We start from the raw sequence: 23,620 nt of genomic DNA on the forward strand, positions 1-23,620 counted from the left end.
TTTATCAATCATGAAAACGATACTCAACCATAGTTTAATAGCTTTCTTACTGCTGCTTCTGGCCAATGGATGTAAGAAAAATGAAATGGAATACAAGGACCCTAAAGTCAGCCCTGTAGATGCATTATATGCGCCCCAGGAAAATCAGCAGCTGGTGCTCAGCTCCGACCAGGGCTCCAGTGCCCTGTTTCAATGGGCACCCAGCCATGCGCAGGACGGGCAGCTGGTTTCCTACGAAGTCACTTTTTACAAGGAGTCTGATCCGGAAACACCGATTTACCGGGTGGTTTCAGAACAGGGGGGCAAAGAACTTTATGCCAATGTATCCCACCTGGATATCAACCGGGCCTGCGCCGCAGCCGGTATTCCAACAGGGGAAACAGGAAATGTACTCTGGTCCGTGGTTTCCTGGAGAGGACTGAGTTCTGCGACCTGCCCCCAGAAAAACCTGTTAACGGTTAAGCGGCTGGAAGGTTTCGAATCGATTCCCGAGACTGTATTCATAACGGGAGAAGCATCTGAAGGTGGTGCGGACGCCAGCCAGGCCCTGGCCATGAAAAAAACAGGCAACGGACAATTTGAAATTTATACAGAACTAAAAAGCGATGGAGGGTTTTCATTTATCGATCGTACGACGGGTGAACCCAACCGCTACTATATCGATGCGGCCAACAAACTTGCCGAGGCCGGCACAGATCAACAGTCCACGGTTGAAGCCACCGGCGTCTACCGGATTACACTGGATTTCACCAATAAAGGAGTCACCAGTATGAAAATCAACCGGGTTGGTGTCTTTTTCTGTCCTGAAAACAAAATCGTTCTGGATCTCAGCTATCAGGGAGCCGGCGTCTGGTCGGGTACCGGTGTCATAAATTTCAGGCAGGAAAGCTGGGGTAAAGACGAACGTTATAAATTCCAGATGGAAACCTCCCAGGGCGTTAAACAGCTGGGTACGGTAAATGGTACGGACAGCCGGCCGCCGGCGAATGCACCCGCCGCCTATTTTTACGCACGTCTACTGGATCAAAATTCCCAATGGGATGATAAATGGAAGTTTGCAACGGAAGTAGACGGAGCAAATACGACTGTCAACCTGATACTGAAATCAGACGGGGCATATACGCATTCTTATACCGTAAATTAAACCGGGGGTCAGCGGGAGCAGCCGTGCCTAGCGACTGCTCCTGCCCGCCCCTTATTAAAATCTCATTCACCGGCGACCCGCGGTTTCCAACTCGGTAGACATCTAAGCGGGAACCCTGGAAAACGCACTGGTGATTCAATTAAAAAATATAAAAGAATGAAAAGGATTACTATCATTTCCGGAATTGTGATCTTACTCATATCCTCCTGTACCAAATACAACGATCCTTATATACCCGAAGAAACCGCCGCCAGCAGTTTTTACAAGGTTGACTGGGTTGCTGCAGCAGACAGCAGTACCAACTCTTTTTTTAACCGGTATTGGAATACGACTTATCATGTCTTTAACAATACCTATGACGGCAATATTCAATGGAACGATTACTGGCCTGAGGCCCATGGTCTCGACCTGCTGGTGGATGCCTACCAACGAACCCAGGACAACCGATTCCAACAGGCTATCTACGATTTCTATGAGGGGGTTCGGCAAAAGAACTGGTATAGTGATAACTGGGAAAATGAATTTTACGATGATATGGGCTGGCACGGACTGGCGCATATGCGGGCGCTGGACGCCACAGGAGACCAGCGTTATGCCCAATCCTCCGCTGATCTTTGGCAATGGATTACCCAAGGATGGACGGAATACGATGGTGGCGGGATTAAATGGCGCAAGCCTTCTGATGATCTGAAAGAAGGCAAAGGCATTCCGGCCAATGGCCCGGCCGCCATTATTGCTGCCCGGCGTTATAAAAAATATCCTAACGAATCTCATGGCGGTTTCAATAATCTGCAATGGGCCCAAAGAATCTACGACTGGATGAAATACAACCGGACCATCCTTTCCTCAGGCCGTGTATTTGAAGTAATCGGCAATACAAACTCCGACTACTCTTATGATGTGGGGACATTTCTGGGAGCGGCACTGGAACTTTATGACATCACAAAAGATGCCGCCTATCTCCAGGATGCCATCCGGATTACCAATTACCATATTACCCACAATATTGACAATACTTATGGTGTGATGAAGGACTTTGGTGAGCAGGCTGGCGACGGTGGTGGCCATGACGTCAATCTTTTCAAGGGGATCTTTGTACGGTATTTTACCTTACTGATAGAACTGCCGGAACTGGAGCAGGAGCAACGGGAGACTTATATCTCTTTTCTGAAAAACAATGCCAGCTATCTCTGGATTGAAGGCACACAGAAATCACCTGATATCAAGTTTTCCTATACCTGGTGGAAAAATCCTGGTGATACCGAAGTTTGGGGCGACTTACGCTCGGCTATCAGTGCAGCCACCACAATGGAAGCCATGGCGCGTTTGCAACAGGGTGGATTTCTGAACTGATAACGCTATTTTTTAGCAGAGGCGCTACATGTTAATGGAACATAGTAGCGCCTCTTATATATATACGGCGCTGCAAGTATCAAACACCCCGATGCTCCAAAAAATCGGTGGTAAAATTAATGAGCTGTTATGGCACAGCCCCTTTGACCAGAACAGCTGCATTCAAATACCCTAATGCGGTTTCAATAATCAGCCGCTTTGTCCAACATCGCAATTGCCCGCAAAAGCTTTATTTGTCTGTGGATTTATGCTGTCGGGTTAAAGCTTGCATTTCTGTAGCGACGCCGCTGTCTCCCTGCTGATGCATAAATGCCTCAAGTTCCTTCTTCATTGTAGCTTCGACATTTTGATATTTCGTTTTACCTGCCAAATTATGGAGCTGCCAGGGATCCTGCACGACATCATACAGCTCAACAGCAGGACGATGGATATAATAACGCGCACGTGATGCATCTTTTTGCATCCATTGCCGGAACAAAACTGAATGGGTAACCACATTGGAGAAATCGTTTTCTGCATTCAGATTCAGTATATATAAATAGCTGTCATTGCGCACGGATCGGCTGGCAAAAGCCTCAGCGCCCTGAATAATACCACGGGTCGTATTGACGCCAAAAACATAATCCCGATGCCTTTGGCTTCTGCCTTCCAGCAGCGGCCGGAAACTTCTTCCGTCAAAACCTTCCCCGCCTAAACCATCTATCGAACCGGTTTTGAGGGATTCAGGCTTTCCACCGGCAATATCAATCAGGGTAGGCAGGATATCGGTATACTGGACCATTGCCTGCTGTCGGGTACCCGGCTTAATAACGCCCGGCCAGCGGACAATAAAACCGGAACGCAGGCCCTGATCATAGAGTGTCCATTTGGAAAAAGGAAAGGAATTACCCTGCTCGGACGTAAAAATCACCAATGTATTGTCCCGCAGCCCCAAACGGTCGATCATTTCGAGGCAATGGCCCACCAGACTGTCCAGATAGGTAATTTCTGCAAAATAACGGGTCATTTGTTGGCGGGTTAGTCGGGTATCGATCATATTCGCGCCCAGCTGTATTTTGTCCGGATCATAACGTTCGGGGCGGCCACGGTTCCAGGGAGAATGCGGCTGATTGCTGGTAAACATCAATAGAAATGGCTGTTCTTGTTCTGCAGCTTTTCTGATATAGGCTTCCGCCTTACTCAGATCAACATCCTGGCCCTTGCCGTTATCATGGTCCCGTCCTCCGAGGAAGTCAAAGGGATAGGAAGGTAAAGGTCCAAAATGCTTCTTTCCGATCAGACCTGCTTTATAGCCAAGGCCTTGCAAATAGACCGGAAGCGTTTTAATACCCTCATAAATCACGCTGTGGTTGGGATAGGCACCATTGCGTACCGGTCCCAATCCGGTGAGCAGGGTCTGCCGGGTGGGGGCACAAATAGGCACTATATTGTACATGTTATCAAAGCAGAGTCCTTCTGTGGCCAACTGTTGTAAATGAGGCGTAAATACCTGCCGGCTGCCATAAGGCTCCATGTCCATCCGACTCATATCATCGGCCATTATCAACAGAATATTCGGGCGCTTCACTTCCACCTGCGCCTGCATATCTGTATTGATGATCAAGCCTGCTAACAAGCAGCAAAACATTATCAGTTTTCTATTATTACACATGCTTTTATTTTTCTATTTAGAACGGCTGTACTTCATCAGGGCCCGGCTGTGCATAATCAGGATCCAATGCACTGATTTCGATATCCCCGGAAGCCAGTTGCGTTATTTCCAGCGGTACCAGCGTGAGACCCTGCGGATTGATGGTATAAGCATCATCACTGAGGTCCCGGTTTCTGATTCCACCTTTGTTCAAAGTTGGCCGGTTGGCATTGTAAAATGCCGTACACCACCAGCGGCCCAGCCTGTCCTTAAAAGGGGTGCCATGCCCCAGAAACCGTCCCAGAAATTTCCGGGGACCATAAGGGCCCCTGATGTTATCTGCGACAGCATAATAGAGATTATAACTGCCATGGCGCATTCTATTAGTTGACCAGCCCGTCCCAACCAGGACATATTTACCGCCTATTTTCAGCATATAACAGCCTTCATGACCAATTCCCTGCTTGAAGCTGCCATTGGGCATTTTCCGTTTGTTGGCTGGATAAATCTCTTCAGGTTTTCCGACAAAACCGCCCAGGTCGGGACGCAGTTCGGCAATTTGGGTATTGGCCCAGAGCAGATAGATCCGGCCATCAGTATCCTGAAATATGCTGGGATCGTGCAGGTTAGCGGCGCATTCGCCCAATGGAAAATCATAAGGGCCTTCCAGACTGCTGCCGCGGCTCACCGCCAGATTAGACTTTTGCAGATCCGGACCCGGCGTCGTATGTACCAGCAGCCACCGGCCATTAATAAAATGTAATTCCGGCGCCCAGAGATGACGCTCATTGGCCAGGGCTGGGTTCGCTGGCACTTTTTCACCCAGTCCCCAATAACCCTGTCGCATATCAAAAATTTCCCCGATATATTGCCAGTGGACCAGATCGGGTGATTTCCAGACGCGTACTGCACTGCCTACGGGCGCCTTATTCTTCTTCTTGGCTCCACCCGACCCCTGCCAGTTGTTGTCGACTATACGTGTGGTTCCCGTAAGATAATAATTACTGTCGGATGCCAGCGTGATATAAGGATCCCGGATCCATATATCGTCCTTTACCAAAACGGCCCGGTCATGCCGTTCGAGGTCCCTTAACAGTCCTGTCGATTGATCCTGGGCATTCAATGTGCCGGAAAGAAGAAAAAAAAATGTATGAAGCACCCATTTGTACATCTGCTAATTTTTCTGTCAGTTGGCAACCTTAATTATATGTTACGTAAATGATTGCCGTCTATGACCGGACACTTACCCTAGGGTTTTGGAAGCACATGATGTTGGCGAGCCCAGTTCTGCCAGGCCTGCAATAATTCCCTTACCTTTTCAGGGTGTTCGGCCGAAAGATCCTTTAATTCCGTGGGATCCTGTTCCATATTATACAGTCGCCAGTCCCTGGCGCCTTTGACTTTAACCAGCTTCCAGACACCACGGCGTGCGTATTGACTGCCTTCGTGTTCATTGAACAACTCAACATGCCCCGGGTCTTTCTTGCCCTTGAGGGCCGATAAAAAGCTCTGGCCCTGCAGCGGAATAATGGGATGTTCTTTATAAACTTTCGGATAACGGGCACCGGTAAGTTCAATGAAAGTGGCCATAAAATCCATTACATGACCTACCCGGTCATTCTTACTGCCTTTATTTTTGATACCGCGCGGCCAGTAAACAATAGTGGGGGAACGAACGCCACCTTCACTGGACGCTGATTTCCATAAACGATAGGGCGTATTGGCCACATTGGCCCAGTCAGGACCTATAGAAAAATAACTGGTCTCAGGTCCCGGGCGTACCGATTTGTCTTTGGCATAGGATATTTTTTCTCCCGAGCGGGTGGTACCCGGCCGGTCAAACCCGGGACCATACCGCTCACAAAGTTCGGCACTGGCACCATTATCACTTAAAAATACGATGAGCGTATTGTCCAGTTGGCCGGTTTCCTTTAACGCAGCTATGACCCGGCCGATGCCCTGATCCATACGATCCACCATGGCCGCATGAACGGCCATGGCATGTGCATCCCAGTCTTTGTCGGGATTGTCCTGCCAGCGGATTTCACCAGGATGCCGGGGCGACAATTTGGTAATATTCGTGTCAATCAAACCCAGGCGGGCCATCTTACGATAACGCTGTTGCCGGATGGCTTCCCAACCTTTCGTATAAGTGTCCTCGTACTTTTTGATATCCGCTGGCAGTGCGTGCAGCGGCCAGTGAGGTGCATTGTGCGCCAGATAGAGAAAAAATGGCCGGTCACCCCTGGCAAATTCCCGGATATAATCGGCGGCTTTATCATTGATGGCATCCGTATGATAATACCCCTTGGGAACGGTGGTTACCGGTTGGGTTCCCTCTACCAGACTGAAGGGATCAAAAAAATCGACCACACCCCAGATGGTGCCGTAAAACTGTTCAAAACCCCTGTTTACCGGATATTGCTCGAGTGGTGAAAACAAAGGATGCACTGCCTGATGGCTTAACCATTGCAACTGCACGGCGCGGTTCGGCTGAGTCAGGGTATTGGACACATGCCATTTACCCGACATGGCCGTCGCGTAGCCTGCGGTCTGAAGGACTTCAGCGATGGTTACCACATCCGTACCCAATGCGCCTTTATAGGCCTGGTCGTCTTTTCGGGTAGTCATATCTCCTATTCCCGCGTCATGATTGTAAACGCCGGTTAAAAGCGAAGCCCGGGTAGGGCAACATCTGGAAATATTATAGAATTGCGTAAACCGGATACCCTCTTCAGCCAACTGATTTAGATGTGGTGTTTGAATTTCCCCACCAAAACAACCCAAATCGGAATAACCCAGATCATCGGCGAGTATCAATACAATATTGGGACGCTTGTCTTTTCTGGCGGCCTGCGGTGTTTGCGCAATGCACAGGTACGACGAGAACAGAAAAACATAAAATATAATTCGTTTCATATCCTTTCCTTTCAATTGATTTTAAACCGGTAATTTTTCTATCCTAAATATATTTAACAGTGCCGTAGACTAGGGCCTGCCCGACAGATCATTCATGGTAAAACGCAGGTCCCTGATTTGTCCCTCGTACGGCTGCAACCGCCCTTCAGCCACTTCGTCCTGTAACTTACCGCAGCTGACATATCCTCCTTTGATCTTCGTCAGATCCTGGCTCAGTTGAGCGTTCAGGATAGCCCTGTTATCAAAATTGATTTGCAAGGCACCACCTTCCGTCAATCGAAATAGCAGTTGTCCCCTGTCCTGTTTCGTTACTTCGATCTGATAAACGGAACCCGTTGGCAGTTCGATTCCTATTTTATGCTCAAATGCAAAGAGCCGGAAATTGTGAAAATAATCGCAGACAATACCGCCCTTATCGAACCCTTCCAAATAGGCCGTAATATATAGTGTGTCGGGATTCCATTTTTTTCGGTTAAAGGATAAATCGGAGGCAGATTCATTCTGTTCAATGGTATAACTCCGGTCGAAAAAACGAGGCAGACTACCTTTTTTGATCATAGCTTCAGTCTCTCCCTGACGGTTGAGTTCCTGCTCCAACAACGCCCGCATGGATGACAATTTCCCCTGATGGGCATCCTGGCCGGCCAGATTCTGAAATTCCTCCCGGTCGGTATTAAGATCATACAGCTCCTCCGGAGGCCGGTAACTGTAGCGATCTAATAAAAACTTCGTCTTTTTATTCTTCTGTGCATCTCTCAGCCAGGAATCAAAATAATATTCATTGCGCTCGACATGATCGATATGTGTTATAAAGCGAACACCGGGATGGTAATTTCTGATATAATGCCAACCCGCGCTGGTAATGACGGAGCGCGCAGGTGTATAATTATACCAGTAATGCGGCTCGACTGAAGTTTCTGCAAAAACAAAATCATGGTGTTGCCGGTCATTTTTTTCAAAGACATGGCGGACACTCAGACCATCAAGATTTTCTACGACCTGACCACCGGCCAGATCGATCATAGTCGGTGTTATATCTACCAGGGAAATAAGGGCATCAGATATTGATTTTCTGGCAATCTTACCCGGCCAGCGAACAATGAACGGTACCCGCAGGCCCTGGTCATAAGTGGTCCATTTAGCACCCGGAAACTGTGCACCCTGATCAGAAGTAAACATAAATACGGTATTATCCTTCTGCCCGGCTGCCGCAAGGGCATCGTTCACTTCACCCACCATCTGGTCCATGGTACTGATGCTTTGGTAATAGGAAGCCAGTGCGCTCCTGGTTTCTTTGGTATCCGCCAGATAATCTGGCATCCGGAGACGCCCGGGGTCAAAATCCTTATGCGGGAACCAGGGCACATGCGGCAACCAGGGCGCCACTATCAAACAAAGTGGCTGGTCGGACCTGGTTCTGAAATGATCCCGTATCAAGTGCACCGATGCTTTCCTGCGATCCGTACGGTTTTCTACCGGAAAATATTTTCCGAATTCTTCACCCGTGACTTCAAAAGGAAAGCCACTCAGCGGACTGACATCTACTTTACCGGAAATCACCACCCGATAACCCAGTTCTTTCAGATAATGCGGTAAACTTCGGATACCTGATTTTACGGTGAAATGGTTCATCTGTACGCCATTTTTATAGGGGTACAGACCGGTAAACATGACGGCGCGAGAAGGCGTACACATCGAGGAAGCTGCATAAGCCCGGGTGAAGCGCAAGCCTTCGGCTGCCAGCTGGTCTATATGTGGCGTATGTACATCCCGATTCCCGTAGCAGCCGAGGTCCTGCTGGTTCAAATCGTCGGAAATAAAAAGTACGATATTGGGTCTTCGTTGCGCCTGCAGCGTGCTAAGGGCCAGAAGCAGCAATGCAATCAGTAATTTTTGGGATTTGGGAATGCGAAAATTCATGGATAACTTTTTGTTTAATCATCTTGCCCTTACGGAACGCAGGATCAGCTGGCGGGTTCAGATTTACTCATCAATCCGCCACTCCCTGGGCGCTTTAAATGTCTTCCTGCCCTGGCCATAAGGCGGAACCTGGACATCACTGGTAATCGCCTGATAGGGCTGAACCAGTTTTTTAAAACGCTGATAAGCCTCAGGTTCCCGGGTCCGGAGGTCTTCTTTCTCGAAAGGATCCTTGAGGATGTCAAAGAGCATATCATGTTTAAGTTTCATACTCTCGTTACCGCCCCCCGCCTGAACCAACTTCCAGTTATCTTTTATCAGGGCGCCATGCCCCAGATAGAAAGCCCTGGATATCGCTTCATGATTTTTGAGGCTGGGCAGTATATTCATACCATCGATTTTTCTGGCGGGCAGTTTTTTTACACCGGCAGCAGCACAAATGGTCGGCAACAGGTCCACATAACCACAAAGCTGCTCACTGACCCATCCGCCCGCAAAACCCGCAGGCCAGCGGATCACCGCCGCCGCCCGGACGCCACCCTCCCATTCCTGGAATTTGGCACCTCGAAGCTGGCCACTGCTGCCTCCTATATTTGTAGCCGCTCCGTTATCACTTTGAAACAGCACCAATGTATTGTCTTCGAGGCCTTCCTCCTTCAGGGCCGCCAGAATCTGGCCAATACCCTGATCCATACTGCTAACCATCGCGGCATAGGTCTGGCGTTTTGTATTGCCCCGGCCCTGCCCCTTGCTATCACCCGAACCAAACGAAGGTTGGGTAGAATCGTAACCGTAACGGAGCAGGTCTTCCTGCTTGGCTTCCAGGGGTCCGTGTGGCGCATTATAGGCTATATAAAGAAAAAAAGGTCCGTCCTTCTTATAGGCGCGTACACAACGCACCGCTTCCTTACTGACCAGATCTGTGGAATAGCCCTTATCATAACTGCTTTCCCAGTCATTATGCCAGTCCAGTTCCCCTTCCCGTTCATGTGTGAAATAATCAATGGCACCGTTATAATGTCCATAAAAATGCGTGAACCCCCGGTTCAAAGGAAGGTAGGCCTTTCTGGCATGACCCAGGTGCCATTTGCCGATCGCCGCTCGATTGCGGTAACCTGCGGTCGCCAGCAGTTCAGGGATATACTGCTCTGCGGTATCGATGCCGAAGTTCAGCCAGGGTGCAATGACATTATCGCGCAGGCCCAGCCTGTCAGGATAACGACCGGTCATGATGCCGGCCCGCGTAGGAGAACAAATGGGGGCCACATAAAAACGGTCCAGCACAACCCCATCACGGGCAAGGCCGTCAATATGTGGCGTTTTGATTTCACTGTTATGAAAACCCAGATCGCCCCAGCCCAGATCATCGGCAACAATAACTATAATATTGGGCGCCTTTTGCGCATAGCCGGTGCCGGCAATCAGTAGTCCGAAACAGATCCAGCAGAAAAAAGTCTTTATCATTGATTCTCTATTTTGAAATTCTTAATTCCTCCATTAAGCGCCTCTCCCTAGTCCATGTTGTTGCAATCAAACATTCAGTAAATCTGATCCTGCCTTTACCAAAGGAATGGCCGCTTCGTTATTTGGCCATCGGGTCCCGACTCATAAATACCTTGAGGTCGTCGAGTTCCCCGTTCCGGTATTTATCCAAAAATTCACTGGGCGTCATATTGAACTGCTGGATAAAACACCTTGAAAAATAGGATGGCGAATTAAAACCCGTTTTATAGCCCACTTCAGAAATATTATAAGCCCCTGAAATCAACAACCGGGCGGCAGCTTTCAGCCGGATCAGCCGGATGAACTCATTGGGAACCTGGCCCGTGATTGCTTTAAGCTTTTTATGCAGGGTGGAGCGGCTCATGGCCATTTCCCGGCTAAGTTCCTCCACCGAAAGCCTGTAATCGTCGATGCGGTTCTCAATAATCCGGGTGAGGGTTTCTATCAATTCCTTGTCCTGGGAATTGGTTGTAATCGTGGCGATACCAGCCAGAGGCTGCTGGTTGAATTTCTCTTTGAGCTTGCTGCGTGTCTCCAGCAGGTTCTTCACCAGCGCCGTAAGGTGTTTCCATTTAAAAGGTTTAATCACATAGGCATCCGCACCGCTTTCGATGCCCTGGAGCTCCGCATCGCTATTGCCTTTGGCAGTCAGCAGGATCACCGGTATATGACAATAATCCAAATGGCCCTTAACCGTCTTGCAAAGTTCCAGACCATCCATTTCCGGCATCATTAAATCCGAGAGAATCAGCTCAACAGACTGATGTTTGAGAATGCTCAAGGCTTCCCTGCCATTGACGGCACAATAAATATGATACCCCTCGCTTCTGAAATTTGCCGATACAAAATCGAGCATATTGACATCATCCTCAACAATCAGAATGCCGGGCAATCCTTCCCCTTCAGCCTGATCAGCGTCAACGGGGTAGGTACCGGAGACCGTCGTTGCCGGTTCGGCGCCGGTGGGAATCGTCAACACAAATGCCGTCCTGCCACCCGGCCGGCTTTCAACTTCCAGCGACCCTTCATGCTTTTCCGCCAGGGCCCGGGCCAGGGAAAGTCCGATGCCGGTTCCTCCAATATTTTTTATTTTATGTTCCGGTGTAGCGACTTTGAAAAAAGGTTTGAAAACTTCGTTCAATTGTTCGGCCGGTATCCCTACCCCGTCGTCTGAAACGGTAAGCGCTACCTGCATCGAAGTACCGGCTACGGGAGTGGGCACACTGATTTTTAATTCGACAAAGGACGTAGCAAACTTAAAAGCATTGATCAGCAGGTTGCTGATAATTTTCTGCAGGGCCTCCGCATCGGCATCGATCATTAGCTGATTGACCTCGGTCGACATATTGAACCGGATGCCCTTCTGGGTAGCAATCGCCGAAAATCTGGAATACAGGAAATGCACATAGGATACCAATTCTATCCGCTCTTTTCGTATGGTGTAAATATCACTTTCTATCCGGCGAAAATCCAGTAACTGGTTGACCAGGGTTTGCAGGCGACGGGTATTCTGATCCATTACCGTCAGCTGACTGAGGTGCGTATCGCGGTTTTCGGTGGCCAGCAGTTTTTCCAGCGGTGCCATGATCAATGATAACGGCGTGCGGATCTCATGGGCCATGGTGGTGAAGAAGTCCATTTTCTGCTGGTAAAACTCATGCTCTTTCTGCACTTTCATTCGCTCCAGCCGGATAACGTTTTTACGCTGCTCCCGACGTTTAAAATAATTCTTCAGCAGCCATATACCGGCAGCCAAAAGCAGCACATAGAGCAGATAAGCTACGGTCGTCCGATAGAAAGGAGGTTTCACCAGAACCTCAATGGCGGCGATATCTTCGCCCCAGTTACCGTAGACATCAGTGGCTTTTACGGAAAAAGTATACTGACCCGGCGGCAGATTGGTATATGTCGCATTGCGTTGGATATCCACCTGATTCCATTCATCATCAAAACCCTCCATCCGGTAGGCATATTTGATCCGGTCAGGGTCCTTATAATTCAGGGCAGCATATTCAAAACTGATCACGGACTGATTGTATTGCAGTCTGAGGGTCTGGGCATATCCCGGAGATACGGTCAAAGGTGCATTCTTGTCATTAAACGATACTTCCTTATTGAACAGTTTAAAATTTGTCAGCACAATATTATTGCTGGTCGGCTGCAATTGCAACTGCCCGGGATAAAAAGTACTAAAGCCGTTGATGCTGCCCATCAACATCCTGCCGTCAGTCGCCTTATAATAGGCATTATAATTATAAAGCCGGTTATTAAAATTACCGGTATTAACAAATGAAAGTACCCGATAGGGCTCATCAGAAAATTTTAAGATTCCGTCGTTGGTGGACAACCAAAGCGCGCCCCGGTCATCGCCCAGTATGCCGAATATTACCGAAGGCATACCGTTACGGCCCATATAACTGGTCACTTCAGCCGTCTTCATTTCTAATTTATTGAGGCCACCTCCGTCGGTACCCAGCCAGAGGTTGCCACGCCCATCATCATGCAGGGAAATCACCCGGTTGGAGCTCAGTCCGTTATGCTCGGTCACCGCCGACACCCATTGCTCGTCCGCAGCCCTACGACAAATCACGCCATTTTCATAAGTTGCCACCCAAATATTACCGTTAACATCTTCATGTAATTCATAAATACAACTATTCTGAAGGCCAGCACCCCGGATACGGGTAAAGTCATCGGTCTGCGGATTATACCTATTGAGCCCTTTGACCGTACCCACCCAGATATGACCCTCCCGGTCTTCATTAATGGAATAAACACTATTGTTACTGATCGACTGCGGATCGGTCGGATCGCTGGTATAGCGCTTAATGCTTCCTGTTTTCAGGTTGATCACATTCAGGCCGCCGCTGAAAGTTCCTACCCATAGATTTCCTGCCCGGTCTTTATACAAGGCATGTATATTGCTATAGGAGAGTCGTTCCTGTCCGGGGCGAAAAGGATATTTTTGAAAACTGCCGGTAGCGGCATCAAAATAACTCAATCCGCCATTCTCTGTACCTACCCAGAAATAACCAGGCCGGTCTTCGAGAAAACAACTGACTGATTTACCCGATAAGCCATCCGGGGCGCCGGTATGATAATAAAAATCAAAGCCCGTGCCTTTCCGCGAAAAATAATTAACACCGCCAAAATAGGTACCGACCCATACGCCACCGGCCTTATCAGGATAGATAGCGTACACAGCATCATCACTGATGCTGTAAGGATCACTCGAACTATTGGTATAAGACCTGAACTTCTCCGTATTAAGATTCATCACATTCAGCCCTTTCTCGGTACCAATATAAAGCTGGTCTTCTGCTGGTTGATAAATGGCGCGTACAATATTATCGCTGATGGTACTGTCACCTCCCGAACGATATACCTTAATTTCATCACTGTTGCGTCGCCAGCAGTTCAGCCCCCCGGAGAGCGTACCAATCCAGATATTGCCTTTCAGGTCCTTAAACAGACTCAGGATATAATTACTGGTAATCTGTTGATCCTGACTACCTGTATTCAGGTGACGTACAGAACCCGTCACGGGGTTTAATACATCGATGCCTTCACCAAAAGTACCAATCCATATCCGGCCGTCATTGTCTTCCACAATCTTGCGGACCTGGTTATGAGAAATGCGGACGTCCGTACCCGAACGGCGATAGTTGTAAAAATGATTTTTTGCAGGATCATACTTATAAAGGCCCTGGGAACGTGTTCCCACCCACATATAACCCTTAGCGTCCCTGATTACTGAAAATACGAGGTCGTTACCGATTGCTTTTACCTTAACAAACTGTTCTTTGATTAAATCCAGTATATACAGGCCGTCTTCCGTACCCACCCAAAAGCGCGTGCTGTCATAACGGCAGGTAGAATGGATAAAACTGTTCTGGGAAGAAGACTTGGTATGGACCTGATACACTTTAAAAGTGTGGCCGTCAAAACGATTCAGTCCGTTCTTGGTTCCGAACCACATAAAGCCCTGGTCATCCTGGATGATATTCCAGACCGTGTTGGATGACATCCCATCATTCACACTGTAATTGCGAAACAGCATTTGTTGGGCCGAAATCCCATCGCCGGTCAACAAACTACTCCATAAAATAATCAGCAGCCGGCACCAACTACCGCATCGTGGCCCTCCTATCGTTATGCACTGTTTCAAAACCTGAAATTACGATTTTCGTCTGGGTTTGGGTTTACGTTGTACATGAATATCCGGTTCTTCTGCTTTCACTCGCTTTTTCCATTGATCAATGGCCGCCTTAAGTTCCCGTACTTTGCCGGGCTGTGCTGCCGCTATATTATTTTCTTCAGAAGGATCTTCTGCAATATTATAGAGTTCGGTTCGCTGATCAGCATAAAAATACAGAAGTTTATAATCACCCATACGCACTGCCGTGCACATCCTCGGCACCCATTTACCGGTTTCCGAAGCGTAATGCCAGAACAATCCGCCTGGACGTTCCCAACTACGACCCTTAAATACATTCATGATGCTGATACCATCCAGAATATTGCCCGGCTTATTCCTGACGCCTGCCATTTCCAGAAAGGTTGGATAGAAATCTATACCGCAGACGGGTGCATTTGTCTGCGAGCCGGCTTGGATCACTGCGGGCCAGCGCGCAATCAGGTTCTCCCGGATGCCACCCTCATAAAGCCAGGATTTCCCCAGCCGGAGTACACCGTTATTCGCAAAGCCGGTGACGCCACCATTGTCAGAAAAAAATATAACCAGGGTATTGTCTTCCAGCCCCTGCTCCTTCAGCGCCTGCATCACCCGGCCTACACCATTGTCGATTCCTTCAATCATAGCCGCCAGATAGGGATTATCTTTATGTTTACCTTCATGGCGCTGATTCTTAGGCGTATCATAAAAAGCAGCGGCGGCACCATTGCCATAACGGGCATCAAATTTCCGACGGTATTTATCCACCAGTTGTTTCGGCGCATCCAGCCGGGTATGAACACTGTAAAATGACAGGTACAGGAAAAATGGTTTGGCTTTATTGCGACGGATAAAATCAACCGCATCAGTACATTGCCGGTCCGTCAGGTATTCGTCCTGCTCCCCTTCGGTATAGGTGGCGATTTTATCATAAGGGAAAAAATAGTCGCCGTCGGCAATATACCTGGTTTCCGTACCAATGACTTCGTCAAAACCGTTTTGGGTAGCATTACCAATAGGATTACTGAATTTCGTATCCAGATGCCATTTGCCGATAAGCCCCGTATGATATCCGGCATCGGACAGGGCTTCATTGACTGTATAATATTTTGCCGGATCCAGGTACCGGGGTGCGTTGTCGCCCAGAAAATCTGTTATTCCGACACGGGCCGGGTACTGACCACTGATAAATCCCGCCCGCGCCGGTGAGCAAATAGGGGCGGCTGAATAAGCCTGGGTGAACCGCATGCCCTGCCGGGACAGCTGGTCCAGGTTGGGCGTTTCATTAAAGGTATTGCCATAACAACCCAGCTCAGAGGACCCCAGATCATCGGCCAGGATAAAAACGATATTGGGCTTTTGTTTCGCCCCAAGCAGTCCGGAGACTGCCAACAATAATAATGATACCGCCAGACGAATCAAACGCATTGCTAACTTTTTTTTGTTTTTAACTTTTACTACTTCTATATACCTACCCCTCAATATTGGGACAGATCCGACAGCAGACTATCCGGCCATTTTGGCGCCAGGGTTGCTGCAACCTGATGCGACAAAAATATTGGTTCCCCGCACATGGTCCGACCGGAAAAGACAATCGGTAACGATGGCAATCGCGGCGGATTCTTTATTCCATGCCGAAGGCTATTTTTTTTCCTTTTTATAGACGATATCCATTGCCGCGCCCCGATCCCCCTGCTCCTGCATCCACGCTTCCAGCGCTTTTTTATACGCTGTTACCAGGGAAGCATACTGCGCCTGACCGGCCAGGTTATTCATTTCATATGGATCCTTTTTCAGGTCATAGAACTCCAGGGAAGGATGATGCACGATCCGGTCTATTTTTTGTTGCGCCTGAGGATCTTGCTGTCCTTTGGCCACCCAGCCATTCCAGTAACTGTCCGTTTTTTTCGGGTTCATCATGTACTTGATATGAAATTTTTTATTGGGACGCAGATTCCAAATCAACTTATAATCTGCCGTACGGATACTGCGCATCGGGTAGGCGGGACCCTCAGGAATATTGTTATGTATACCATAGGCATAGGGCCTGGCTTTATTAGTTTGACCTTTTACAACCTGAAGAAAACTTCTGCCGTCGAGTCCCGGCACCGGCCTGCCACCGGCAATATCTATTAAAGTAGGCGTAATATCTTCATATTGTACAATGGCATCTGTGCTCGATCCCGGTGACACCACACCCGGCCAGCGCACGATCATCGAGCTTTTCTGACCCTGATCCCAGAGTGTCCATTTGGCACCTGGAAACTGGGCACCCTGCTCTCCCAGAAAAATCAGTATCGTTTCTTTATCCTGGCCGGTTTCTTTTAACAGATCCATAATAGCGCCCACCTGATTATCCAATCGCCTTACTTCGGCCAGATAATTACAGAATAATTGACGCACCTGCCGCGTATCCACCCAATGGGGCGGCAACCGGAGCTGGTCGGCCTGAAACTCGGAAGGATCTCCATTGGTCCAGGGAGCATGTGGGTTGATGCTCATCACGAAAAGACAGTAGGGATCTTTCTGGGTGGTAATAAACTGCCTGATGCTGTCCAGAAAATAATCATCCGTCCTGGAAACACAATTGGGCTCGAAGCCTTTGATAAATTTAAACGGGAAAACTGAAGCAGGCCGGGTACTATGGTTTTTACCGGTAAGCGCCACCTTATAATCTAGCGCCTCCAGGTACTGGCAAATGCTCCTGAGGCTGTCATACACAGGTTTATGGTTCTGAAAGGAGCCATGACGTACAGGATAGAGCCCGGTAAAGAGCGAAGCTCGGGTGGGTACACACATGGCTTCAGAGGCTACCATCTGATTAAACTGCATGCCCTGGGAAGCCAGTTTATCAATATGCGTCGTTCTTAGATTCGTTCCACCGTAACAGCTGAGCTGACGGGAATCAAGATCATCCGCCATTATAATCACAATATTGGGCCGCCGGGCTTCCTGTTGCGCCAGAATCCGCTCTTTGGCGAGTAGCAGGCAAAGCACCATCAAATATCCACAGGCTTTTTGTATCCTCATTATTTTAAAATTTTAGCTTTCAGTTCCGCCGTCAGCGGTTGATTAAACGGTATGCCCAGCAGGGTACTGACCAGTGGCGATATATCTGTCAGGTGCAATCTTTCCAGGGAACTATGGGATTTAAAAGAAGGCCCGTAACCAATAAATCCGGTATAAACTTCCGGCATTCGCGGATCATGGCCATGGGCACCGGTAATCTTTTTTTTAGGCTTGATCAGCGGCAGTTTGGTATCTCCATTAAGCGCTGAACTGTTATCAGCGGCCAAAGCCAGTGCGACTTCAGGATTGACGCCGAGTTGGTCCAGTTCAGGACGTTCGATGATGGTAAAATGTCTGCTCTGTGCGGCGGGGACACTTTTTAATATTCGGATTACTTGATCCAGTATGGCCTTGTCCGACGGATCTTTCAGATAAAGAAAAGCAGAACCACCGGTACTCTGGAAACGGGCCTTCCATCCATTATCGGAGATCAGCCCCTGCTGACGCAGCAGTGCATTGGGAGAAATCTGCCGTTTTACCGATACCACCCCGTGATCACCTGTAATAATAATATCAGTTGTAGCCAGTAGACCCGCCTGGCGATAGCTTTCCACTACTACCTGCAACATACTGTCGATAAGTGCGATGCTGTGCGGCAACTGCCTGCCATTTCTGCCGCCCGCGTGCTGTGCATGATCCAGCCCGAGAAAATGTACGGCCATCAACTCCGGTTGGTATTTCCTGATGATATAGGAAGCCATCCGTCCGGTTGTAATATCCAGGTGATCGTGGTCAAAACTGGCTGCAGAAAACCTGCCCAGCTCGCCGGCCATTTCATCCATCAGTCCCACAGGTGTAACTACCGGAGTCGTAACTTCGAGCTGGCCGCCTTTTTCATCTTTTTTAGGTCTTCTTACCGGAAAATTATAGGTAATGGGCGCCCCCACGGTTACCGGCCACATGATCGCACCAGAACGGAGACCTGCAGCATGTGCGGCATCCCAGATGGTCGGTACTTTGATGCGGCTGGCTTCCCAGTACCAGGCCCCGTTTTTGGGTGGATAAAGGGCATTATAATAAATCCCGTGAACACCAGGATTCTGTCCGGTGACGATCGCTGTATGCGAAGGATAAGTCACCGTTGGAAATACGCTAATGACGCCATCGGCATAGACCCCTTTTTCTTTCAGACGCTTTAGAAACGGTGCATTCCATTTATCCGTCTTGTACACTTCCGGTCTGAGACCGTCAATACTCACCAGGAGTACATGTTTTTTTTGCTGGGCCTGTCCCAAAAAAGGAATCAATAATCCCAATAACAACCATCTAACCAACATATATTATTGTTTAACAGGAATCAGTGCGACATCGTCGATCCAGGTGCGGGTACCAGCGGGCGTCTTTCCAAAATAAAAAGCCAACCGGTAATTTCCATCTGTAGGTGCCGCTTCAGAAATATAAGAAAAACGCTGCATATCTTTTCCGACATTCAATTCACGATCGATCAGTTTGTCAGCTCCATCACGTACTTTTTCCAGGCGGACAATAAACTTCCCCGAAACAGCCGCCACGGCGTTGAACTTCACTTCAAAACGCTCCCCTTTCTTTGCCGGGAATACCCATCCCATATTTACGGCAGCCGGCCGGCTGCCCGGTTTATCCACTTGTACCAGCGCTGATTTGGCACCTGTGATCATGCCCTTTTCATCAATCCCGATCCGGGCCTGCGCCTGATCGGCAATATGGATATTCCATCCACCCAGGTTATCATCAAAACTGCCATTGATGCGTCTTTTATAGTCCCGCATGCGAACATTATATTCGCGGGTATCCAGCGGAAAAGCACCGATCTGGTGGGCCCATTGGTTCCAGTCTTTGAACATCGCCGTCACCCGGTCCGGGTGCTGCTTGCTGAGGTCATGCATCTCAGTGGGATCGGCATCCATATCGAAAAGCTGCAACTGCTGCGGATCAAATTGCTGGTCTTCTTCCGTTTTTGCGACCAGTTTCCATTTACCATCGCGCAGCGCAATATTGGCCTCATGTTCCCAATAAACCTTTCCCCGGTGATTCGGCTCTCCGGAAAAATGCGGCTGCAGGCTCCTGCCCTGCATGGGCACAATGGCCTCTCCCCTGAACTTCGCCGGATAGGAAGCGCCGGACACATCTACACAGGTAGCCATGATATCTGTTATATGCCCATACTCGCTGACAAACTGATTGTCCAGTTCTTTATTAATGCCTCCGGGCCAGTGTACGATCAATGGAGCGGCTATCCCACCTTCATGGGTAAAATGTTTGTATTCGCGAAAAGGGGTACTGCTGACATTAGCCCAGTTGATCCGGTAACTTTCAAATGTATTCTCACTACCGTCTACTGCTTTGGACTTGCCACTGCTAATAAACTCTGCACAGGCGCCGTTATCGCTCAGAAAAAAGATCAGGGTGTTGTCCAGTTGGCCATTTTGCTTCAGGCTGCTGATGATCCGGCCGATACCCTGGTCCATAATATCGATCTGGGCCGCATATATGGCCATACGCATATCCATTTCCTGCTGCTCCGCGACCGAAAGACTTTCCCAGGCAGGCACCCGGCTATCCCGGGGACTCAACACTGTGGCACTATCAAATAGGCCGATGGCTTTTTGTCTGGCAAAACGATCCCGCCGGATGGCGTCCCAGCCTTTTTTATACCGGGCTTTGTATTTTTCAATCATTTCCGGTGGAGCGTGCAGGGGCCAATGTGGTGAAGTATAAGCCACATACATAAAAAATGGGGCTTTATCACCCGAAGCAAAATGTTCTTCCAAAAATTTTACACTGGTGTCACTAATCGCATCAGTCAGGTAAAAATCCTTGGGCGCCTTATACCGGCTATTACCACTGTAGATCATCGGCGTATAATAATTGGCCCCGCCGGGAATGATACCAAAATAACGTTCAAAGCCTCTTTGCAGCGGCCAGTTATCGATAACCTGACCATCGATCTTTCTTTCATTGGTTACATGCCATTTGCCCGTCATATACGTATGGTAACCGGCGGGTCGCAACACTTCGGCAATGGTCACACACTGATTGTTCAGGTTGTCCTGATAAGCCGGTCCCGTACCCAGATCTGCCGCCGCCATCCAACCCATACCTGCCTGATGCGGATAGATACCGGTTAATAGCGAAGCCCGCGTGGGACAGCAGCGGGCTGCATTATAGAACTGCTTGTAACGAAGACCTTCAGCGGCCAGCCGGTCCAAATGTGGCGTTTCCACTTCGCCGCCATAGGAACCGATATCAGAAAAGCCCATATCATCCGCCAAGATCAGAATTATATTAGGTCGGGAACCAGGCGTCGCCTGTTGCGCGCCGGAAATGTGCACCAAAAAAATGCCGACCAGACCCAGGAAGGCCGCCAGTACGATCGATTTTTTTCCTTGCTTCTTATTGTCATTCATATTGTAAAGGCGATTTTTTTACCTAAAGGTTTTCTCAGAAAGATGAAAGACCAAATTACCAAATCGTCAGCGATCTGCCCACTGCTTTTAATACGGGTGTAAAATGATAGGTCACTATAATTTCATTGGCACCCAGGCGCTGCTCATTAATTCGGTGGGAATGAAGTTCCCGGCTGTAACCCAATTTCAGTTGTCCGATACGGACGCCTGCAGTGAGCAGGGTAGCCTGATCCTGGCGATATCCGCCCCCTATCCAGTATTTATTTTTGAATACGGCTTTCAGCCTTCCCTCTGCGATGCCTTCCCGGTAAGCATCATAGCGGTAAGCCGCATGGCCTATCAGGCCGAATCCTTCTGTAAATGCGTAGCGGTATCCCGCCTGGACTGCATGTTGCAGCACATAATTATCATCATAATAAGCCGTATTGCCGCTACCGGTTTTTAAGGCATCATAGGCCGCGTAACCTGCGTAAAAATTACTTCCGGTCAGCGCCAGACCCAGATTCAGGCCAAATTTATTTACTACTTTATCACGCATCAGGGCTTCATAAGCCGGATCATTATCAACATCAATCGTCAAACCGCCTGTTTCCATCTTCACTTTGTCCATTGAGACTGCGATACCCCCCCGGAGGTTTAACGCAGTAGAAATCTTTGCTGAAGCTGCATAGGAAACATTCACGCCACCGGTATGGTTGCCGCCTTCCCGGTCATAGGCGAGCGCCAGTCCGAGGTGATGCGTCACCTTGGCTGCCGCATCGCCCCAACCCAGGTCTGTCAGTCGGGCTTCACCTGAAAGCAATAAACTCCGGGGGGATTTATCAAATTCGGTCATCTGGTTTCGATAGAAAGCCTGAACCGATGTCCCGTCAAAGCCTGTCAGTGCCGGATTGACATACTGTTTGAACTGGGGATAATCAGCGATCGTTAACCTGCTTTGTGCATGAATTCCGCTCATCAGCGTCAATACCAGCAACAGCAAAGAAATTTTCTTCATTTGTATAAGCTTATGTTTTAATTGGTCATCACAATTGGAACGAAGGGTCAGCGTCGAAGAAACATTCTGAAGACTGTCTTCAGCCAATCGCCAGCTATTTCACTACCCGTACTGTTCCTTTTTTCTCCATCAGCAGATCGGGCACTTTGATGATATAATAATAGGCCCCCGCTCTTATTTGTCCCTGGCTGTCTTTACCGTCCCAGGCTACCAGCGGATCTGTCGAGTAAAACAGGCTCCGACCCTGCCCGTCCAGGACCTGTACCGAGCTGCGCACAAAACAGCGAAGATCTGGTATAACCCAGGTGTCGTTGATACCGTCGCCATTGGGCGTAAATGCATCGACAATGTTGAACCCCTCACGCAGCGTTGCGGTTGTCGTGACATAGAGTTCGTCCAGATTGATGGTTCCGTTGCTGGCAATGATATCGCCGCGGACTTCGTAAGCGCCCAGGTGATAGGGATTATAATTACCCACCGCTGACCAGCGAACCCCGGCCCGGTCGGTACTGCCGTCTTCCAGGGTAACATCCAGGTATTCAGGCAGGGGCAGGAGACTGAAAATTGTTTTTACCGGTGCCGATACGGCAGCCACCGGACTGAGGCCGGTAATTTTTTTGAGTTCCACCAATGGCTCTTCTACAATCAGTATGTCATCGATATCCAGGGTGGCCAGAAAATTGGCATTATTGGATATTTTGAATTGCCGCAGGCCTTCAATATCGGGAGTCAGGGCTGCAATATCATCCAGGAGCAGCTGCACTTCGCCATTCTCATCTACCGCCCATAAATCCCAGGAATCATTGAGTACACTGGCCAGGGTGACGCCGTCGGGTGCGGTATACCCTGCAGGTACGCCGCTGTTATTGATATACCAGACGAGCTTCTGGGTACCATTTACGGCTTCGCCATCGATCTTCCCATCTGCAGTCAGGCCCTTGACCATAAAAGCGCCCTCAGTGGCCACCGGACTCACATAAAAAGCGGAGTGGAGATTATCATCGGAGGGATCACCAGGTGCTGTACCGCTCATGCCCATGCCTACGGAAAACTGAAAGCCATTGGACACATTACTACCATCCGTATTATTGGTGATAGTCACCTTCATTTCAAATCGCAGAAATCCACCCACGCCGTCTGGGTTAAAAGGATGGTCTGTCTTCGTTGCACTGGCCCTGTTGGTACCACTGCCGCCGTTCTTCACAATCTGCAGGGTATTATTGAGGGTATTGATGCTGGCAGAGCCGTTAGAACGCAAGCCGTCAAACTGGTTGGATCCTGAACCTACATATGATGCATAGTCGGTAGAGGAATTAAAATCCTGTTGAAAATACACAAGTCCACCCGCCGCATCCCCAGCGGCCGCCCTGCGGTCATCCGGTATCAGTTCCTGCTGCTGGCCAGCTGCCTGCTCCCTTACATTTTTGGTACAGGCACCTGCCGTTACGACTAACAGGAGGATCAGTGCTGCATTAAAAAAATTATTTACCATAGTTCAGATTTTGGTCATTCTACAAAAGATATC

At 48.9% G+C, this 23,620-nt stretch carries 14 protein-coding genes; 2 read left to right on the forward strand and 12 right to left on the reverse strand.

Annotated elements, in window-relative coordinates; all coding sequences use genetic code 11:
• Window positions 1-10: 10 nt before the first annotated feature.
• Both ACYVI9_RS13590 and ACYVI9_RS13595 read left to right on the forward strand, forming a co-directional pair.
• On the forward strand, window positions 11-1,144 hold the full coding sequence (locus tag ACYVI9_RS13590) for a SusE domain-containing protein (protein WP_460765277.1): 1,134 nt from the start codon (window positions 11-13) through the stop codon (window positions 1,142-1,144).
• 156 nt (window positions 1,145-1,300) lie between these two features.
• Entirely contained in the window at window positions 1,301-2,497 is a 1,197-nt protein-coding gene (locus tag ACYVI9_RS13595) for a glycoside hydrolase family 76 protein (protein WP_460765279.1), read from the forward strand.
• A 229-nt stretch (window positions 2,498-2,726) separates the two neighbouring features.
• On the opposite strand, the gene ACYVI9_RS13600 is transcribed toward ACYVI9_RS13595, so the two are convergent.
• From ACYVI9_RS13600 to ACYVI9_RS13655, 12 genes are all read right to left on the reverse strand, one after another.
• On the reverse strand, window positions 2,727-4,112 hold the full coding sequence (locus ACYVI9_RS13600; RefSeq protein ID WP_460765281.1) for a sulfatase family protein: 1,386 nt from the start codon (window positions 4,110-4,112) through the stop codon (window positions 2,727-2,729).
• Between the two features lie 52 nt (window positions 4,113-4,164).
• A complete protein-coding gene (locus ACYVI9_RS13605; protein ID WP_460765283.1) occupies window positions 4,165-5,298 on the reverse strand; it encodes a family 43 glycosylhydrolase in 1,134 nt (377 codons plus the stop codon).
• A 77-nt stretch (window positions 5,299-5,375) separates the two neighbouring features.
• Window positions 5,376-7,046 (reverse strand): arylsulfatase, encoded by a 1,671-nt coding sequence (locus tag ACYVI9_RS13610; protein ID WP_460765285.1) that lies wholly within the window; start codon window positions 7,044-7,046, stop codon window positions 5,376-5,378.
• A 69-nt stretch (window positions 7,047-7,115) separates the two neighbouring features.
• Entirely contained in the window at window positions 7,116-8,966 is a 1,851-nt protein-coding gene (locus ACYVI9_RS13615; protein ID WP_460765287.1) for a sulfatase family protein, read from the reverse strand.
• A gap of 63 nt (window positions 8,967-9,029) precedes the next feature.
• Window positions 9,030-10,430, reverse strand: a complete 1,401-nt coding sequence (locus ACYVI9_RS13620; RefSeq protein WP_460765289.1) for an arylsulfatase B — start codon at window positions 10,428-10,430, stop codon at window positions 9,030-9,032.
• 118 nt (window positions 10,431-10,548) lie between these two features.
• Window positions 10,549-14,637, reverse strand: coding sequence for a hybrid sensor histidine kinase/response regulator (locus tag ACYVI9_RS13625; RefSeq protein WP_460765291.1), 4,089 nt, complete (start codon window positions 14,635-14,637; stop codon window positions 10,549-10,551).
• Between the two features lie 9 nt (window positions 14,638-14,646).
• Complete coding sequence (locus ACYVI9_RS13630; protein ID WP_460765293.1) at window positions 14,647-16,071, reverse strand: sulfatase; 1,425 nt, start codon at window positions 16,069-16,071, stop codon at window positions 14,647-14,649.
• A gap of 213 nt (window positions 16,072-16,284) precedes the next feature.
• Window positions 16,285-17,673: a sulfatase family protein gene (locus ACYVI9_RS13635; RefSeq protein WP_460765295.1), complete on the reverse strand. Its 1,389-nt coding sequence runs from the start codon at window positions 17,671-17,673 to the stop codon at window positions 16,285-16,287.
• Window positions 17,673-18,989: an alkaline phosphatase family protein gene (locus tag ACYVI9_RS13640; protein WP_460765297.1), complete on the reverse strand. Its 1,317-nt coding sequence runs from the start codon at window positions 18,987-18,989 to the stop codon at window positions 17,673-17,675. The genes ACYVI9_RS13635 and ACYVI9_RS13640 overlap by 1 nt, the downstream gene beginning before the upstream one ends.
• Before the next feature lie 3 nt (window positions 18,990-18,992).
• Entirely contained in the window at window positions 18,993-21,098 is a 2,106-nt protein-coding gene (locus ACYVI9_RS13645) for an arylsulfatase (protein WP_460765299.1), read from the reverse strand.
• A 55-nt stretch (window positions 21,099-21,153) separates the two neighbouring features.
• On the reverse strand, window positions 21,154-22,095 hold the full coding sequence (locus tag ACYVI9_RS13650) for a PorP/SprF family type IX secretion system membrane protein (protein WP_460765301.1): 942 nt from the start codon (window positions 22,093-22,095) through the stop codon (window positions 21,154-21,156).
• Between the two features lie 94 nt (window positions 22,096-22,189).
• Window positions 22,190-23,587: a T9SS type B sorting domain-containing protein gene (locus ACYVI9_RS13655; RefSeq protein WP_460765303.1), complete on the reverse strand. Its 1,398-nt coding sequence runs from the start codon at window positions 23,585-23,587 to the stop codon at window positions 22,190-22,192.
• Window positions 23,588-23,620: the final 33 nt, after the last annotated feature.

Source organism: Niabella terrae (assembly GCF_054783135.1).

Coding starts and splice junctions, on each gene's coding strand:
- ACYVI9_RS13590 (WP_460765277.1), top strand. CDS start 11: ATGAAAACGATACTCAACCATAGTTTAATAGCTTTCTTACTGCTGCTT.
- ACYVI9_RS13595 (WP_460765279.1), top strand. CDS start 1,301: ATGAAAAGGATTACTATCATTTCCGGAATTGTGATCTTACTCATATCC.
- ACYVI9_RS13605 (WP_460765283.1), bottom strand. CDS start 5,298: ATGTACAAATGGGTGCTTCATACATTTTTTTTTCTTCTTTCCGGCACA.
- ACYVI9_RS13610 (WP_460765285.1), bottom strand. CDS start 7,046: ATGAAACGAATTATATTTTATGTTTTTCTGTTCTCGTCGTACCTGTGC.
- ACYVI9_RS13615 (WP_460765287.1), bottom strand. CDS start 8,966: ATGAATTTTCGCATTCCCAAATCCCAAAAATTACTGATTGCATTGCTG.
- ACYVI9_RS13620 (WP_460765289.1), bottom strand. CDS start 10,430: ATGATAAAGACTTTTTTCTGCTGGATCTGTTTCGGACTACTGATTGCC.
- ACYVI9_RS13630 (WP_460765293.1), bottom strand. CDS start 16,071: ATGCGTTTGATTCGTCTGGCGGTATCATTATTATTGTTGGCAGTCTCC.
- ACYVI9_RS13635 (WP_460765295.1), bottom strand. CDS start 17,673: ATGAGGATACAAAAAGCCTGTGGATATTTGATGGTGCTTTGCCTGCTA.
- ACYVI9_RS13640 (WP_460765297.1), bottom strand. CDS start 18,989: ATGTTGGTTAGATGGTTGTTATTGGGATTATTGATTCCTTTTTTGGGA.
- ACYVI9_RS13645 (WP_460765299.1), bottom strand. CDS start 21,098: ATGAATGACAATAAGAAGCAAGGAAAAAAATCGATCGTACTGGCGGCC.
- ACYVI9_RS13650 (WP_460765301.1), bottom strand. CDS start 22,095: ATGAAGAAAATTTCTTTGCTGTTGCTGGTATTGACGCTGATGAGCGGA.
- ACYVI9_RS13655 (WP_460765303.1), bottom strand. CDS start 23,587: ATGGTAAATAATTTTTTTAATGCAGCACTGATCCTCCTGTTAGTCGTA.